We start from the raw sequence: 16,776 nt of genomic DNA on the forward strand, positions 1-16,776 counted from the left end.
CATACCAAAGTGCTGCGGGCGGACCGCGGTGTGCCGACCGTGGCCCTTGGTAGACAGGTCCCATGACGGTTCGCTGGGGAGTCATCGGTACGGGCGGCATCGCACGGTCCTTCGTGGGCGACTGCACGGCCGCGGGGGTCGAGTTCGTCGCGGTCGGCAGCCGGACGCTCGCGAGCGCCGAGACGTTCGCGGCCGAGTTCGGGATCCCGCGGGCGCACGGCTCCTACGAGGACCTCGTCGCCGACGACGGCGTCGACGCCGTGTACGTCGCGACACCGCACTCGCGGCACGCGGCGGACGCACTGCTCGCCATCGAGGCCGGCAAGCACGTCCTCGTCGAGAAGGCCTTCACGATCACGGCGGACGAGGCCCGCCTGGTGGTCGACGCCGCCCGGCGCGCCGACGTCGCCGTCATGGAGGCGATGTGGACGCGCTTCCTCCCGCAGATGTCGATGATCCGCGAGCTCGTGGCCGAGGGCCGCATCGGGCGGGTCCGGCTCGTCGAGGCGACCCACCACCAGGCGCTGCCGTCCGACCCGGCACACCGGTTGAACGACCCGGCGCTCGGCGGTGGCGCGATGCTCGACCTCGGCATCTACCCGATCTCCTTCGCGGTCGACGTCCTCGGCGTCCCCACGTCGGTCGTCGCCGCGGGCACCCTGAGCGAGCAGGGCGTCGACACCCAGATGGGCCTGGTGCTGACGCACGAGGGCGGGACGCAGTCGATGCTCCACTTCGGGCTCGACCTCCGCAGTCCGAACACCGCCTCGGTCATCGGCGAGGACGGCCGCATCGACCTGGACTCGACGTGGTTCACACCGACGACCTGGCGGCTCCGCGACCGCGACGGGAACGTCGTCGAGGAGTTCGACGGGCGCGAGGAGCTCACCGGCTACGCGCACGAGGTGCGCGCGTTCGAGTCGATGGTCGAGTCCGGCACCCACGAGGGCGGCCCGATGGACCCCGAGGAGACGGTCGCGATCATGGCGCTCATGGACGAGGCCCGCCGACAGGTCGGCGTCCGGTACCCGGCCGACGGCTGACGCGACCGACCGACGGCTGACGTCCGGCAGGGCGCGGAACGTCCGGATCCGGAAAGTGGGCCTGGAGGCTCCTCCCGCAGTTCCGTAGGATCGTTCGCGATGTCCGACCAGCAGCCTTCACCGCGCGGCGTCGCGGATCGCCTCCGCGACGCGCGCACCGCCGTCCGCGCCTCGTTCGCCCGCCGCCCGGTGCCGTGGATCGCGGGTGGCCTCGCGACCGTGCTCGTGCTCGGGTCCGGCGGTGCCGTGGCCGTGGCGGCGGCGACGATGCCGACCCCGACGACCACGGCGGCCGCGACGGCGTCCGCCACCGCGTCGAGCAGCCCCGCACCGACGACGGCCGCCCCCACCCCGACCCCGACGCCGAGCGGCCGCGCGGTACCGGACGACGCCGCGGGCCCCTCCGCCCTCCGGACGTGCACGATCACGAACGCCGCCTCGGCGAGCGGCCTCGGCGCGTTCGAGGGGTACGTCATGAACGCGAAGACCGGCGAGGTGCTGTTCTCGCGCAACGGTGACGAGGCCGCACAGACCGGCAGCGTGATGAAGACCCTGACGACGGCGACCGCGCTGGCCGTCCTCGGCGGCGACCACCGCATCCCGACCACCGTGACGAAGGAGTCCGGCGGTGCGATCGCCCTCGTCGGCCACGGTGACGCCACGCTCTCGGCAGGCGGAGCGACGGTGTACCCGGGCGCCCCGACGCTCGCGCAGCTCGCCCAGCAGGTGAAGGCGAAGCTCGGCAACACCCCGGTGACGACGATCGTCACGGACGACACGTACTGGAACGACGCCGACGCCTGGGACCCCACCTGGCCGGTGAGCGAGCGGACGATCGGCTACCAGCCGAACGTCACGGCGCTCATGGTCGACGGCGACCGCGCGAACCCGGGTGCCCAGACGTCGCCGCGCTCCACCGACCCGGTCGGTCGCGCCGGGGACCTGTTCCGCACGGCCCTCGCGAACGCCGGGGTCGCCGGTGCGGGGAACGCGCAGATCGTCAAACGTGCCACGACCAGCACGGACACGATCGCCACGGTCTCCTCGCAGCCGGTGTCGACGCTCATCGGGCAGATGATCCCGAACTCGGACAACACCCTCGCCGAGATGCTCGCGCGGATCTCGTCGAAGGAGTCCGGCTCGGACGGCTCCGCAGCCTCGCTGACCGCCGTGTACCAGGCGGCCCTGAAGTCGTACGGCGTCGACCCGGCCGGCATCGTCATCAAGGACGGCTCGGGGGAGAGCGCCGCGAACGCCGTGTCGCCGAACTTCGTCGCGCACCTCATGGTGCAGGTCGCCGCCGGTGCGAAGGGCCTCGGGACGCTCGCGAACGCCCTGCCGGTGTCCGGGCAGTCCGGCACGCTGGCCAGTCGGTTCACCGGGGCGAACGCCGTCGCCCGGGGCAAGGTGCACGCGAAGACCGGGTGGATCGACAGCGCGAACACCCTCGGCGGCTACATCGACGCGGCCGACGGAACCCGCCTGACGTTCGCCTTCTACGCGATCGGGTCCTCGCGGGCTGCGGCGCTGCCCGCACTCGACGCGGTGACGGCAGCGACGTACTCGTGCGGGAGCAGGCTCACCGGCTCCTGAGGCCGCGGGTGTTGGATGGACACATGTCCAGGGCACTCCTCGTCGTCGACGTCCAGAACGACTTCACCGAGGGCGGTGCCCTCGGTGTGACCGGCGGCGACGACCTCGCGCGACGCATCACGGCGTTCCTCGGTCGGCACGCCGACGAGTACGACCTCATCGTCGGCTCCCGCGACTGGCACCATGGCGACGACGACAACGGCGGCCACTTCGCCGGTCCCGAGGGACCGGACTACGAGACGACCTGGCCGGTGCACTGCGTCGCCGGGACCCCGGGGGCCGAGTACCACCCGCGGCTCGACACCGCTCCGATCGACGTGCACGTCTTCAAGGGGCAGGGCACGCCGGACTACTCGGCGTTCCAGGCGCGCACCGAGGACGGCGTCCCGCTGCCCGAGGTCCTGGCCGAGCACCGCGTCGTGACGATCGACGTGGTCGGCATCGCCACCGACCACTGCGTGCGCGCCTCGGCGCTCGACGCCCGTGCGGCCGGCTACGACGTCGCGGTCTACGACGACCTGGTGGTCGGGGTGGACGACGCCCGCAGCGAGCGGGCGCTCGACGAGATCCGCGCCGCAGGTGGGCACGTCGACCACAGCGACATGGACGAGGGGCTGGCGAACCCCGGCGGGGCACTCCTCTGACCTCGGCGCACCGTCTTCCGACCGCGGCCGCGCACGCTCAGACGAGCAGCTGGTGCTTCGCCAGGTCGCGGTAGAGCGGCGTCGACTCGACGAGTTCCGAGTGGGTCCCGACGCCGACGACCCGGCCGTGCTCGAGCACGACGATCACGTCCGAGTCCACCACCGTGGACAGTCGGTGCGCGATCACGAGCAGCGTGCGGTCCTCGGCCACGGCGTCGATCGCGAGGCGCATCTTCTGCTCGTTGACGCCGTCGAGCGACGAGGTGGACTCGTCGAGCAGCAGGATCGGGGGAGCGGCGAGGAGTGCCCGGGCGATCGCGAGCCGCTGCCGTTCACCGCCGGAGAGCATGACGCCGTCCTCGCCGACCTGGGCGTCGAGGCCGCGGGGGTCACGGTGCAGGACCTCGCCGAGGTTGACGGCCTCGAGCACGCGGACACAGTCGTCCTCGGTGGCGTCCGGTGAACCGAGCAGCAGGTTCGCCCGGATCGTGCCGGCGAGCACCGGAGCGTCCTGTTCGACGTACCCGATCTGCGCGCGGAGCTCGGCGCGGTCGAGGCCACGGACGTCGACGCCGCCGAGCCGGATGACGCCGTCGGTCGGGTCGTAGAACCGTTCGATGAGGGCGAGCGTGGTCGACTTCCCCGCGCCGGACGGACCGACGAGTGCGACCCGCGATCCGCGGGGGACCCGGAAGGACACGTCGTGCAGCACCACGTCGTCGGAGGCGGTGTCGTCGTCGACGGCCGGCTCGGCGCCGTCCGCACCGGAGGCCTGGGCCGGACGCGCGTACCGGAACGACACGTGTTCGAAGGCGATCGCGTCGTCGCTCTCCACCGCGGCGGCGACGCGGACGGCCTGGTCGTCCGCGGCGGCGACGCGGACGGCCTGGTCGTCCTGCGCCTCGGTCGGGAGGTGCAGGATCTCCTCGATCCGGCCGAGCGCACCGAGCGCTTGGGCGACGGCGACGGCAGCGCCCATGGCCTGGCCGAGCGGCATGATCATCATGAAGAGCAGCAGGATGAACGTGATGAGCGTCGCGATCGTGATGGTGCCGGCTGCGACCTGCGCACCACCGACGCCGAGGACGGCGATGAACGCGACCTGCATGACGATGCTCGCGACGGGGACGACGAACGCCGACATCCGCGCGATGTCGAGGCCACGACGGTAGGCCTCGGTCGCGTGGCCGTCGACCTCGTGCACCTCGCGCTCGGTGGCACCGGCGGCACGGATCGTGCGGACGGCACCGATGCCGCGTTCGACCGCCGCGGTGAGGTCGCCGACCTTCTCCTGCGCACGCTTCGACGCGACGCGGATGCGGCGGCTGAGCCCGCCGACGACGACGATCGCGACGAGCACGATGACGATGACGATGCCGAGGAGCAGCGGGTCGATGACGGCCATCGCGATGATCGCGCCGATGAACGTCAGGGCGCCGCCGATCGACTCGATGAGGCCCTGCGTCAGCACGGCGCGCAGCAGTGTCGTGTCGCTGCCGACACGGGAGACGAGGTCGCCGGTGCGGCGCGTGTCGAACTCGGAGATCGGCAGGTTGAGGATGCGCGCGATGAGCTTCCGCCGGGTGGACAGGACGACGCCTTCACCCGCGCGCTGCAGCAGGAAGTGCTGCACACCGTTGAGGACGCCCGCGACGATGACGAGTCCGACGAGCAGCCAGACGAGGGTGCTCAGCGTGTTGCCGTGCTGGACGGCGGTGATGACCTGGTTGACGAGCAGCGGCTGCGCGAGGGACGCACCGGCACCGAGGACGCTCAGCACGATGATGACGACCATCGCGGGCTTGTTCTCGAACAGGTAGCTCAGCAGTCGGCCGAACGTGGCGCGGGGACCGTCGGTCTTCTTGGGTCTGGCGAAGGGGGAGCTCATCGTGTTCCTAGTTTCTGCCGTACTTCTTGTGCACTGCCTGGCGGCTGACGCCGAGCAGCGTCGCGATCTCCTGCCACGAGGCGCCGGCGTTCCGGGCACGTCGGGCGGCGAGTTCCTCGGTCCGGTCGAGCTCACGACGGAGTTCGCGCACGCTGGCGAGGGCGGAGAACGGGTCGTCTCCGGCTGCGCCGGCGGCGAGGCTCGTGATGGTCGGTCGGTCCACGCGTGTCAACCTACATTGACGTACTGACGGATGTCAACCCGTGTTGACGCGCGGGGGTGGGCGGCGTGGTGCGGGGACGCCTGTGAGCGTGCATGCGCGTGCACGTTCCGACGAAGCACGCGTCGATCGACTGGTGGAGTGTCGGAACATGCGGACGCACACGGTACGCGTGCATGTTCCGACGAAGCGCGCGTCGATCGACTGGTGGGGTGTCGGATCATGCGTACGGCCCCGGTACGTCCCCGGTACGTCCCCGCACGACGGACGGGAGGCGCGGTGCCAGCCGGCACCGCGCCTCCCGTCTGCGCAGGTGGTCGCGTCAGGCGCGCGCGTCCACCGGTGCTGCGTCCGGTTCACCGGCGGTGTCCGCCGCGTCGAGCGCGGCGCTCTTCGTCTCACGGATGAAGAACAGGGCGACGAGCGTCACGACCGCGGCGATCGTGAGGTAGAGCCCGACCAGGAAGATGTTGCCGTCCGGCTGCCACAGCGCGAGCGCGATGGTCGGAGCGAGCGAAGCGCCGAGGATCGACGCGACGTTGTAGGCGATCGCCGAACCCGTGTAGCGCACGTTCGTCGGGAAGAGCTCCGGCAGCAGGGCGCCCATCGGACCGAACGTCAGGCCCATCAGCGACAGTCCCACGATCAGGAACGTCACCACCGTGATCGGACCGGTCGACGCGGCGAACCAGAACTGGAACGTCAGGCCGAAGAGCGCGATGCCGATCGTGGTCGGGATGAGCGTGCGACGACGGCCGAACTTGTCGGCGAGGATGCCTGCGATCGGCGTGAAGATGCCGAAGAACACGACGCCGATCATGAGCAGCGTGAGGAACTCGCCACGGGTGTAGCCGAGGCCGATCTTCGGGACGAGGGGGCCGGCCTCGGCGCCCGTGGTGCCGTAGGACAGCGTGAACGTCGTCATGAAGTAGAAGAGGACGTAGGTCGCGACCATGCCGAAGGTGCCGACGATCACGGCGCGCCACGAGGTGCGGAACACCCGGCCGAGCGGGACCTTGGCGACCGAACCGGAATCCTGGACGCCACGGAACACCGTCGACTCGACGAGCTTGAACCGCACGTAGAGGCCCACGATCACCAGGACGGCCGACAGCAGGAACGGGAGTCGCCAGCCCCAGGCCTGGAAGTCCGGGTTCGGGGTGCCGTCGGCGCCGGCGGGCATCGCCGCGTTGATCGCGATGAACAGGCCGTTGGCGAGCAGGAAGCCGATCGGGGCACCGAGCTGCGGCATCGAGCCGAACACCCCGCGCTTGCCCTTCGGGGCGTTCTCGGTCGCGAGCAGTGCCGCGCCCGACCACTCGCCACCGAGCCCGACGCCCTGGGCGAAGCGCATCACGGCGAGGAGCACCGGAGCCCAGATGCCGATCGAGTCGAACGTCGGCAGGCAGCCGATGAGGAACGTCGCGGTGCCCATCACGAGCAGGGACGCCACGAGGGTCGCCTTGCGGCCGACGCGGTCGCCGAAGTGGCCGAAGATGATCGAGCCGACCGGGCGGGCGAAGAACGCGAGGGCGAACGTGACGAACGAGGACAGCTGCGATGCCGTCGGGTCCTCGTTCGGGAAGAAGAGCGTCGGGAAGACGAGGACCGCGGCGGTCGCGTAGACGTAGAAGTCGTAGAACTCGATGGAGGTGCCGACGAGGCTGGCGATCACGACGCGGGAGCGCGGGTTGCCTGCGGTCTTCGGGGATGCGGGTGCCGGTGCGGCGGACATGGGGTGAGGAGACTCCGTGGATGACGCTCGGGGGGGAGCGCAGCGGTGTTCCGGACGGCGGACACCGATCGGTTCGCGCGGGGTGGCGCGGGCACTGGTCGGGTGCGTTCGGTTCGGGGTGGTGTACCGCTTGTGACGGGGGCCACCATCGTACGACAGATGTCGTGAACCTGCGAATCCGCTGGATCATGGCCGGGTCGGGCCGGCGCTCGGTCAGGCCAGCGGGCTGCCCGCTTCGAGGTGCGCGGGGAGCTGGTGCCCCATCCGGTCGCGCTTCGTGTCGAGGTACGCCGCGTTCTGCGCGGAGACGCCGACGACCAGCGGCACCAGGCTCTCGACCGTGATGCCGTGCTCCTCGAGCTGGCGGCGCTTCTCGGGGTTGTTCGACAGGAGGCGGACGGTGGTGATGCCGAGGTCGGCGAGGATGCCGGCCGCGCCGCCGTACGCCCGCGAGTCGGCGGGGAGACCGAGCGCGAGGTTCGCGTCGAGCGTGTCGAGGCCGTCTTCCTGCAAGCGGTAGGCCTTGAGCTTGTTGATGAGACCGATGCCGCGGCCCTCTTGCCCGCGGAGGTAGATCACCACGCCGCCCTCGGCCGCGATCGTGTCGAGCGCGGCGTCGAGCTGCGGGCCGCACTCGCACTTGAGGGACCCGAACGCCTCGCCCGTCAGGCACTCCGAGTGCACCCGGACGAGGGCGCCGTCGCGCGGTGCTGCGCCGTCCGGGCCGGTGGCGATGATCGCGACGTGCTCGGCGCTCGTCACGAGGTCGCGGTACGCGCGCATCTCGAACGTGCCGTGCGTGGTCGGGACGTTCGTCGACACCTCGAACTGGACCGGGCTCCCGGGGGTGGGGGAGGTGAGTGCATCGGTCATGTGGTGCTCCGGTCGTTCTGGGGCCCCGCGATCCCGGGCTCGGCCGCCGCCGGCCGGGGTGCGCGGTGGGGTCGTGCTCGGACCAGCAGGTCGGGGCCGAGGCTGGTGGTCGATAGTACGTCCAACCGCCGACGCTCGCCGATGCTTCCCACACCGACGTCACCGAGGGCGACACGGGGGCCGCCGAGCAGGACGGGCGCGAGGTAGACGAGGTACTCGTCCACCAGACCCGCCGCGATGAGCGCCGAGGCGACGGTGGGCCCGCCCTCGACGAACACCGAGTGCACGCCGTGGTCCCGCAGTGCGTGGAGCGAGGCGGCGAGGTCGTGGCCGGACAGCGTCAGCAGGGCGCGAGGGTGGCGGCGGACCGCGGCGTCGTCGGGGACCGGCCGGGCGCCGAACACCACCGGGACGGGCTGGTCGGCGAGGAGTTCCCCGGCGTCGCCCCGCGCGGTGAGGCTCGGGTCGTCGGCGAGGACCGTGCCCGTCCCGACGAGGATCGCGTCGTGCGCGGCGCGCTGTTCGTGGACGTGCTGGCGTGCGGCCGCACCGGTGATCCACTGGCTCGTGCCGTCGGCCGCCGCGGCCCGGCCGTCGAGGCTCGATGCCCACTTCACCGTCACCCACGGGCGTCCGAGGCGCACCGAGAGGAGCCAGCGCTCGAGGAAGTCCTCGACCTCGTCGGCGAGGACGCCCGAGACGACGTCGACTCCGCCCGACCGGAGTCGCTCGGCACCCCCGTGGGCTGCCGGCCCGGGGTCGTCGACGGCGTACACGACGCGGCCGATCCCCGCTTCGAGCAGGGCGACGGCGCACGGACCGGTGCGTCCGGTGTGGTTGCAGGGTTCGAGGGTGACGACGGCGGTCGCGCCGACCAGGTGTGCGGGGTCGACCTTCGACATCGCGTCGACCTCGGCGTGCGGGGTGCCGGCGCCCTTGTGCCAGCCCTCGGCGAGGACCGCTCCGTCGGGGGAGAGGATCACGGCGCCGACGCGGACGTGGTCACCGACCGCAGGGCCGAGGGCCGCGAGCTCGAGGCCACGGCGCATCGCACGGAGCTCGGCCGGTGAGACCGAGGGGTGCGCTGCGGGGGAGGCCGCGGAGTCCGACGGCCGAGGGGTGACGGTCACGGTCCGAGACTATCCGCGAACGGTCGGTGACGCGTCATCCGGGCGTGCCGTCGTCGTCTCGGCCGGCCACGGCAGGTCGGACGCGGGCGCGCCGTCGGCCCGGCGGAGCCCCTTCCACGCCGTCGTCGGAGCGCCGTCCCGCCCGGGGATGAGCGCGTCGCCGGTACCGGTGTACGAGAACCCCGCGGCACGGGCGACCGAGGCCGAGGCGGTGTTGCCGACGTAGCACTCCCAGTACACGTCCGGCGCACCCTGCGCGAAGGCCCAGTCGAGCACGAGGCCGACGGCGTCGTGCATCAGTCCGGCGCCGCGTGCGGAGGGTGCGAGCCAGAAGCCGAGGTCCCGCCGCGCGGTGCGGTACCCGATGATCCCCTCGAGCCAGGTGGACCCCGTCCGACGGATCGCCCAGGTGTACTCGCGGTCGGAGGCCCACCCCGGACCGACGAGCGCGTCGACGAAGGTCGTAGCGTCCCGGGCGGTGTAGGGAGTCGGGATCGTCGTCCAGCGCACGATGTCCGGGTCCTGGCAGGCCTCGGTGATCGCCGTCGCGTCCGCGCGGGTGGGCACGTCGAGGTGCACCCGGGCGGACGACAGTGTGACGGGGCGCACGGTCAGCGCCGGGTGCGGGGCACGAAGCCGATGCGCTCGTAGACCTTCGCGAGGGTCTCGGCGGCGATCGACTCGGCACGCTCGGCGCCGACGGCGAGGAGCCGGTCGAGCTCGGCCGGGTCGTCGAGCAGCTCGAGCGTGCGGGCGCGCACGGGCTCGAGCTCGGCCACGACGGCGTCGGCGACCTCGCCCTTCAGGTCCCCGTAGCCCTTGCCCTGGAACGACTCCTCGAGCGCGGCGACCGGGGTGCCGGTGAACGCCGAGAGGATCGACATCAGGTTCGTCACGCCCGGCTTCGCCTGACGGTCGGCCCGGATCTCGCGCTCGGTGTCGGTGACCGCCGAGCGGATCTTCTTCGCGGTGCGCTTCGGGTCGTCGAGCAGGCGGATGAGGCCGTTGTCGGACGCGGCCGACTTGCTCATCTTGCTCGTCGGGTCCTGCAGGTCGTAGATCCGCGCCGTGTCGGTGAGGATCCGGGCCTCCGGCACGACGAACGTGTCGCCGAACCGCGAGTTGAAGCGCCCGGCGAGGTCGCGGGTGAGCTCGACGTGCTGCCGCTGGTCGTCGCCGACCGGCACGACCTTCGTGTCGTACAGCAGGATGTCCGCCGCCATCAGGATCGGGTACGTGAAGAGCCCGACCGACGCGGCTTCGGTGCCCTGCCGGGCGGACTTGTCCTTGAACTGGGTCATCCGGCTCGCCTCGCCGAAGCCGGTGAGGGTGTTCAGCACCCACGCGAGCTCGGCGTGCGCCGGGACGTGCGACTGCACGAAGAGCGTCGCCTTGGTCGGGTCGATGCCCGAGGCGATGTACTGCGCGGCCGTCGCCCGGGTGTTCGCGCGGAGCTCGGCCGGGTCCTGCGGGGACGTGATCGCGTGCATGTCGACGACGCAGTAGATGGCGTCGTAGTCGTCGAGCAGCGTCCGCCACTGCATGAGCGCGCCGATGTAGTTGCCGAGGTGGAGGGAACCGGCCGAGGGCTGGATGCCCGAGAAGATGCGCGTCTTGGTCATGGTGCTGTCCTGTGCTGGAGAAGTGTGGGGGTGCGGGTCAGAGTTCGTAGTCGACGACCACGGGGGCGTGGTCGGACCATCGCTGGTCGTACGCGGCAGCGCGGTCGACCGTGTACTGCGTGACCTTCGCGGCGAGCTCCGGGGTCGCCATCTGGTAGTCGATCCGCCAGCCCGTGTCGTTGTCGAACGCCTGGCCGCGCCACGACCACCACGTGTACGGCCCCTCGACGTCGCCGGCCTGGGCGCGACCGACGTCGACCCAGCCGAGACCGGGCCCGGTCGTGCCGTCGGCGCCCTCGACCTCGGCGCCCTGCTCGCCGAAGAACCGCGAGAAGTAGGCACGCTCACGCGGCAGGAAGCCCGCGCGCTTGACGTTGCCCTTCCAGTTCTTGATGTCCCGCTGGTCGTGCCCGACGTTGAGGTCGCCGACGACGACCGCGAGCGGGTTGTGCTCGCGGAGCTTCGGCAGCCGCTCGGTCATCGCGTCGAGGAACTTCCACTTCTCGTCCTGCTTCGGGGTGTCCACCTCGCCCGAGTGCACGTACGTCGAGACGACCGTCACCGTGGTGCCGCCGATCTCGTAGTCGGCCTCGAGCCAGCGCCCGGCGGAGTCGAAGTCGTCCGCACCGAGCGCGACGCGGTGCACGTGCGCGCTGTGGCGGGAGGCGATCGCGACGCCCGCCCGACCCTTCGCGGTGGCGGGGTCGTGCACGATGTCCCACTCGTCGCCGAGGAGCCCGGCGAGGTCGTCGCTCGACGCGCGGACCTCTTGCAGGGCGAGCACGTCGACGTCGCGGGTGGCGAGCCAGTCGCCCATGCCCTTCCGGAACGCGGCACGGATGCCGTTCACGTTGACGGATGCGAGGCGCAGGCGTGTCATGCAGAACACCCTATCGGCGGGTGCCGACACGGCAGCGCCGGTCGTAGGCTCGCGCCGTGACCGTCGTGATGACCGTGGGGGAGCTGCTCGCCGCGTTCCGTCCCGTGGCCGAGCAGATGCTGCGCCCGGACGAGTTCCGTGCGGCGGAGTTCTGGGTGTGCAGCGACTGGTCCGAACGACTGCGGCGGGTGGTCGACACCGAGGTCGCCGACGAGGGGATGGCGCTCGCCTGGTCGGTCGCCGGCGACGACGGCGACTCCTGGCTGTGGCTCCGTGAGGGGGAGCAGGAGCTGCTCCTGAAGGTCGCCGACGACCTGCAGGACTTCATCGCCGAGAGTGCCTTCGCCTGGGGCGAACTGCGCCCGATCCCGCCGCTGGGGCAGGAGCAGTAGGGGCGACCGGACGACGGACGGGAGGCGCGGTGCCAGCTGGCACCGCGCCTCCCGTCCGTCGTGTGGTCAGGCCGCGTCGTGGTCCGTCTTGAGGAACTCGACCAGGCTGTCCGCGGTGGTCTCGGCGTCGTCGCCGTTCACCGTGAGGGTGACCTCGTCGCCGTTCTCGATGCCGAGCCCGAGGAGCGCGAGGATGCTGCCGGCGTTCCCGGACTTGTCGCCCTTCGCGATCGTGACCTGGTGGCCGGACGCGGTCACGGTCTGGACGAAGAGGGAGGCCGGGCGTGCGTGCAGGCCGGACGCGCTGGCGACGGTGACGGTGCGGGTGGCTTCGGACATCGATGTACTCCTGTCGATGGGTGGTTGGCTCATGGTAGCGAGCGCGGGGTGGGCGGTTCCGGGGCGGGACGCAGGGTCAGTCGCGGCCGGGCCAGAAGACCTCGGTGCCGGCGGCCTCGACCTCGCGGACGAGGTCGGCGTTCACGCCGGGGTCGGTGATGATCGTGTCGATCGCGGCGAGCGGGGCGACGCGGCCGAACTCCTCGCGACCGAACTTGGTGTGGTCGGCGAGCAGGATGCTGCGGCGCGCGGACTTGATCATCGCGGACTTCACGGCGGCCTCGGCCATGTTGTGCGTCGTGAGGCCGCGCTCGGGCGTGATGCCGTTGATGCTGATGAACGCGACGTCGACGCTGACCATCCCGATGAGCTGGTGCGTCCACGTGCCGACGCCGGCGAGCGAGTCGCTGCGGATGTTGCCGCCGAGCAGGTGCAGGTCGATGCCGGGCCGGTTCGCGACCGCCATCGCCACGGGCAGGGAGTGCGTCACGACGGTGAGGCCACGGTCGGTCGGGAGCATCTCGGCGAGGCAGATCGTCGAGGTGCCGGCGTCGATCATGACCGACCCGTTCTCGGGCAGCTCGCCGAGCGCGGCCTCGGCGATGACCATCTTCTCGGCCTGGTTGATGCCGCCACGGTCGCCGACCCCCGGGTGCAGGGTGATGCGCTCGACGGGGATCGCGCCACCGTGCGCACGTCGGACCAGCCCGCGCCGCTCGAGCGAGGTGAGGTCGCGGCGGATCGTCTCCGGGGTCACCTCGAGCAGCTCGGCGAGGTCCTTGACGTCCACCCGGCCCTGCGCACGCGCCTGTTCGACGATGCGCTGGTGGCGCTCTGGTGCGTACATCGGGGCCTCGTCGTCTCGGAAGCGGTGGGGGAGTCGGAACGGAACGGACACGACCGGGCACGTCTCCGGCGACAGCGACCCGAACGGATCCGCCGCCAGACGCAAACGGGCATCTGTTTCTGCATTTTTATCCCCGGATGTGTTTGTTTGTCAACGTGGATCGGGGTATGGTGCTGCTCAGCCGCACCGGCGGGGTCCCGTCTCCGCGCTGCGCGCACCGAACGAACCACCCCACCGCAAGCGCGCGTGAGATGAAGGAGTCTCGAATGTCCGAACTGCTCGGCACCGGCGTCGGCCGTGGCGTCGCCCACGGCCCCGTGCTCCGCATGGCCGACCCGCTCGGCGAACCGTCGAAGGACGCCCTGACCGGTTCGGCGGACGACGCGAAGCAGGCCGTGGCCGCCGCGATCGCAGCGGTGGCGGAGGACCTCAACAAGCGGGGGCAGCTCGCCGGCGGGGACGCCCAGGCCGTGCTCGAGGCGCAGGCGCTCATGGCGCAGGACCCGACCCTCCTCGACGACGTGCACGCCCGCATCGACGGCGGCACCAACGCCGAACGCGCCGTGTTCGAGGCGTTCGGGCAGTTCCGCGACCTGCTCGTCTCGATGGGCGGGTACATGGGGGAGCGTGCCGCCGACCTCGACGACGTCGCCCAGCGCATCATCGCCAAGCTCCGCGGCGTCCACGCCCCGGGCGTGCCCGAGTCGGACAGCCCCTTCGTGCTCGTCGCCCGTGACCTCGCGCCGGCCGACACCGCACTCCTCGACCTCGACAAGGTCCTCGCCCTCGTCACGCGTGACGGCGGTCCGACCTCGCACACGGCGATCCTCGCCCGCGCCAAGGGCATCACCGCGATCGTCGGCGTGACCGGCGCGGACGACCTGTCCGACGGCACGGTCGTCGTCGTGGACGCCGCCGCCGGCACCGTCGTGACCGACCCGTCGGCCGAACTCGTCGCCGATGTCGAACAGCGCATCGCCGACCGCCTCGCCGCGGCCGCAGCGCCCCTGACCGCTGGCGCACTCGCCGACGGGCACACCGTCCCGCTGCTCGCGAACCTCGGCAGCCCGGCCGACGCCGCGGGCGCCGTTGCTCTCGGTGCGGAGGGCGTGGGGCTCTTCCGCACCGAGTTCCTCTTCCTCGACTCGCCGAAGGCGCCGACCGTCGACGAGCAGAAGGACTCCTACAAGCAGCTGCTCGAGGCCTTCCCGGGCAAGAAGGTCGTCGTCCGGGCGCTCGACGCGGGTGCCGACAAGCCCCTGCCGTTCCTCACCGACAAGGACGAGGAGAACCCGGCCCTCGGTCGACGCGGTCTCCGGGCGCTCCGGAACCACCCCGAGGTGCTCCGCGACCAGCTCACCGCGCTCGCCCAGGCCGACGCCGAGACCGAGGCCGACCTCTGGGTGATGGCCCCGATGGTCGCCGACGCCGAGGAGACCGAGTACTTCGTCGACCTCGCCCGCGAGCTCGGGATCCGCACCGCCGGTGTGATGGCCGAGGTCCCCTCGCTCGCGCTGATGGCCGAGCAGGTGTTCACCTCCGCCGACTTCGTGTCGATCGGCACGAACGACCTGACCCAGTACACGATGGCCGCCGACCGGATGCTCGGTACCGTCGCGTCCTACCAGGACCCGTGGCACCCCGCCGTGCTCCGCCTCGTTGCGCAGCTCGGCGCAGCGGGTGCGGACGCCGGCAAGCCCGTCGGCATCTGCGGCGAGGCAGCGGCCGACCCGCTGCTCGCCGTCGTGCTCGTCGGTCTCGGCGCCACGACCCTCTCCATGACCCCCGCGGCCCTGGCCGACGTGCGCGCCGAACTCGGCAAGCACACCCTCGACCAGGCCCGCGAGATGGCCCAGGCGGCACTCGCCGCGAGCACGGCGGCGGCCGCCAAGTCCGCCGCGGCCGCGACGCACGCCGCCTGATCCGACCCCCCCCCAGCACCACCTCCCCTCCACACGCAGCAGCAGCACCTCACAGAAAGTCACCGCACATGACAACGTCGTCCGTTGCAGCGCCCGACGCTCCCGCGAAGTCGCGGGGCGGCGCACGCGTCGCCGTTCAGAAGTTCGGCACGTTCCTCTCCGGCATGGTCATGCCCAACATCGCGATCTTCATCGCGTGGGGCATCATCACCGCCTTCTTCATCGAGACCGGTTGGACGCCCGTGGGCATCCTCGGCGGCTTCGGTGAGACGGGCGGCGTCGCGAACGTCGGCCTCGTCGGCCCGATCCTGACCTACCTCATCCCGCTCGCGATCGCGATCCAGGGTGGCCGGATGGTCTACGAGACCCGTGGTGCGGTGGTCGGTTCGATCATGACCATGGGTGTCATCATCGGCGCCAACGGCACGACGATGATCCTCGGCGCGATGATCTGCGGGCCGCTCGGCGCGTACCTCATCAAGCAGATCGACAAGCTCTGGGACGGCAAGATCAAGCCGGGCTTCGAGATGCTCGTGAACAACTACGCGGCCGGCATCCTCGGCTTCGGGTTGGCCATGGCCGGGTTCTTCTGGCTCGCGCCGCTGTTCAAGCTCATCGCCGAGGGCCTCGGCGACGCGGTGAACTTCCTCGTCCAGCACTCGCTGCTCCCGCTCGCCAGCGTGATCATCGAGCCGGCCAAGGTGTTCTTCCTCAACAACGCCATCAACCACGGTGTGCTCGACCAGCTCGGCGCGCAGCAGGTCCAGGAGTCCGGCAAGAGCATCCTCTTCCTGCTCGAGGCGAACCCCGGCCCGGGTCTCGGCATCCTGCTCGCCTTCACCTTCTTCGGTGTCGGCATCGCCCGCTCGACCGCTCCCGGCGCGATCATCATCCAGTTCCTCGGCGGCATCCACGAGATCTACTTCCCGTACGTGCTGCAGAAGCCGGTCCTGTTCATCGCCGTCATCCTCGGTGGTGCCACGGGCGTCGCGACCAACGTCGCGTTCCACTCCGGTCTCGTCGCCCCGGCGTCGCCCGGATCGATCTTCGCGGTGCTCGGTGCGACGGCGAAGGACAGCTTCCTCGGCGTCATCCTCTCGGTCATCCTGTCCGCAGCGGTGTCGTTCGCGGTCGCGTCGTTCTTCCTCATCGCGACCCGCAAGCGTGACCTCGCGAACGGTGGCGGCGACATGAGCGCCGCGATGGCGAAGCTCCAGGCGAACAAGGGCCGCGACGTCAACGCCGCGACCTCGGGCCTGCTCGGCAACAACTCCCCGGCGAACGAGGAGGAGGCCGAGGCCTCGCTCGGTGGCGTCGGTTCGGCGACCACCGCGACCGCGACCCGCGTCCAGAACCTCGTGTTCGCCTGCGACGCCGGCATGGGCTCCAGCGCGATGGGCGCCAGCGTCCTCCGCAACAAGATCAAGAAGGCGGGCATCGAAGGGGTCACGGTCTCCAACAAGGCGATCGCGAACCTCTCCGGTGACGAGGACCTGATCATCACGCAGGAGGAGCTGACGGAGCGCGCGAAGCAGAAGAACCCGAACGCACAGCACGTGTCGGTCGGCAACTTCATGAACGCGCCGCAGTACGACCAGGTCGTCGAACAGCTCAAGAACCAGTAACGAAGTGCAGTATCGGAGGGGAC

The 16,776-nt window shown here is 71.2% G+C and carries 15 protein-coding genes and 1 pseudogene; 6 read left to right on the top strand and 10 right to left on the bottom strand.

Translation table 11 applies throughout. From position 1 onward, the window contains the following. Window positions 1–62: 62 nt before the first annotated feature. The 3 genes from BM028_RS10650 to BM028_RS10660 all read left to right on the top strand — a co-directional run bounded on the left by BM028_RS10650 (window position 63) and on the right by BM028_RS10660 (window position 3,280). Window positions 63–1,043, top strand: a complete 981-nt coding sequence (locus BM028_RS10650) for a Gfo/Idh/MocA family protein (protein WP_070418420.1) — start codon at window positions 63–65, stop codon at window positions 1,041–1,043. A gap of 99 nt (window positions 1,044–1,142) precedes the next feature. Then, a complete protein-coding gene (gene dacB / locus BM028_RS10655; protein WP_092386431.1) occupies window positions 1,143–2,636 on the top strand; it encodes a D-alanyl-D-alanine carboxypeptidase/D-alanyl-D-alanine endopeptidase in 1,494 nt (497 codons plus the stop codon). A 23-nt stretch (window positions 2,637–2,659) separates the two neighbouring features. Then, window positions 2,660–3,280: an isochorismatase family protein gene (locus tag BM028_RS10660; RefSeq protein ID WP_092386433.1), complete on the top strand. Its 621-nt coding sequence runs from the start codon at window positions 2,660–2,662 to the stop codon at window positions 3,278–3,280. 37 nt (window positions 3,281–3,317) lie between these two features. Here BM028_RS10660 and BM028_RS10665 read toward each other — a convergent pair whose 3' ends face one another. The 8 genes and pseudogenes from BM028_RS10665 to BM028_RS10700 all read right to left on the bottom strand — a co-directional run bounded on the left by BM028_RS10665 (window position 3,318) and on the right by BM028_RS10700 (window position 11,628). Beyond that, window positions 3,318–5,168, bottom strand: a complete 1,851-nt coding sequence (locus BM028_RS10665; RefSeq protein WP_092386435.1) for an ABC transporter ATP-binding protein — start codon at window positions 5,166–5,168, stop codon at window positions 3,318–3,320. A 7-nt stretch (window positions 5,169–5,175) separates the two neighbouring features. Then, entirely contained in the window at window positions 5,176–5,391 is a 216-nt protein-coding gene (locus BM028_RS10670; protein ID WP_022907338.1) for a hypothetical protein, read from the bottom strand. Between the two features lie 319 nt (window positions 5,392–5,710). Then, on the bottom strand, window positions 5,711–7,123 hold the full coding sequence (locus BM028_RS10675) for an MFS transporter (protein WP_092386437.1): 1,413 nt from the start codon (window positions 7,121–7,123) through the stop codon (window positions 5,711–5,713). Between the two features lie 213 nt (window positions 7,124–7,336). Next, window positions 7,337–7,963: pseudogene (gene ribA / locus BM028_RS10680) on the bottom strand (GTP cyclohydrolase II); the annotation flags it as partial. 29 nt (window positions 7,964–7,992) lie between these two features. Continuing rightward, entirely contained in the window at window positions 7,993–9,045 is a 1,053-nt protein-coding gene (gene ribD, locus BM028_RS10685; protein ID WP_092386665.1) for a bifunctional diaminohydroxyphosphoribosylaminopyrimidine deaminase/5-amino-6-(5-phosphoribosylamino)uracil reductase RibD, read from the bottom strand. A 90-nt stretch (window positions 9,046–9,135) separates the two neighbouring features. After that, the gene (locus tag BM028_RS10690; RefSeq protein ID WP_175496049.1) at window positions 9,136–9,735 is read right to left on the bottom strand and encodes a GNAT family N-acetyltransferase; all 600 of its coding nucleotides are present in this window, start codon (window positions 9,733–9,735) and stop codon (window positions 9,136–9,138) included. A gap of 2 nt (window positions 9,736–9,737) precedes the next feature. Continuing rightward, on the bottom strand, window positions 9,738–10,748 hold the full coding sequence (gene trpS, locus BM028_RS10695; RefSeq protein ID WP_092386439.1) for a tryptophan--tRNA ligase: 1,011 nt from the start codon (window positions 10,746–10,748) through the stop codon (window positions 9,738–9,740). Window positions 10,749–10,785: 37 nt separating this feature from the next. Further along, window positions 10,786–11,628 carry an exodeoxyribonuclease III gene (locus tag BM028_RS10700; RefSeq protein ID WP_071296540.1) on the bottom strand — a complete coding sequence of 281 codons (843 nt, stop codon included), beginning with the start codon at window positions 11,626–11,628 and terminating at the stop codon, window positions 10,786–10,788. Between the two features lie 56 nt (window positions 11,629–11,684). Between BM028_RS10700 and BM028_RS10705 the strand changes: the two genes are divergently transcribed. Then, window positions 11,685–12,020 carry a hypothetical protein gene (locus BM028_RS10705; protein ID WP_092386441.1) on the top strand — a complete coding sequence of 112 codons (336 nt, stop codon included), beginning with the start codon at window positions 11,685–11,687 and terminating at the stop codon, window positions 12,018–12,020. A gap of 66 nt (window positions 12,021–12,086) precedes the next feature. On the opposite strand, the gene BM028_RS10710 is transcribed toward BM028_RS10705, so the two are convergent. Both BM028_RS10710 and BM028_RS10715 read right to left on the bottom strand, forming a co-directional pair. Further along, complete coding sequence (locus tag BM028_RS10710; RefSeq protein ID WP_070418429.1) at window positions 12,087–12,359, bottom strand: HPr family phosphocarrier protein; 273 nt, start codon at window positions 12,357–12,359, stop codon at window positions 12,087–12,089. A gap of 76 nt (window positions 12,360–12,435) precedes the next feature. Further along, window positions 12,436–13,206, bottom strand: coding sequence for a DeoR/GlpR family DNA-binding transcription regulator (locus BM028_RS10715; protein ID WP_071303090.1), 771 nt, complete (start codon window positions 13,204–13,206; stop codon window positions 12,436–12,438). A gap of 266 nt (window positions 13,207–13,472) precedes the next feature. On the opposite strand from BM028_RS10715, the gene ptsP reads away from it, so the two are divergent. After that, window positions 13,473–15,128, top strand: a complete 1,656-nt coding sequence (gene ptsP / locus BM028_RS10720; protein WP_092386443.1) for a phosphoenolpyruvate--protein phosphotransferase — start codon at window positions 13,473–13,475, stop codon at window positions 15,126–15,128. Between the two features lie 68 nt (window positions 15,129–15,196). Continuing rightward, the gene (locus BM028_RS10725; RefSeq protein WP_071294736.1) at window positions 15,197–16,753 is read left to right on the top strand and encodes a PTS mannitol transporter subunit IIBC; all 1,557 of its coding nucleotides are present in this window, start codon (window positions 15,197–15,199) and stop codon (window positions 16,751–16,753) included. Window positions 16,754–16,776 lie beyond the last annotated feature (23 nt).

The sequence above is a fragment of the Curtobacterium sp. YR515 genome (assembly GCF_900113095.1).
In the GTDB taxonomy this organism is placed as follows: Bacteria; Actinomycetota; Actinomycetes; order Actinomycetales; family Microbacteriaceae; genus Curtobacterium.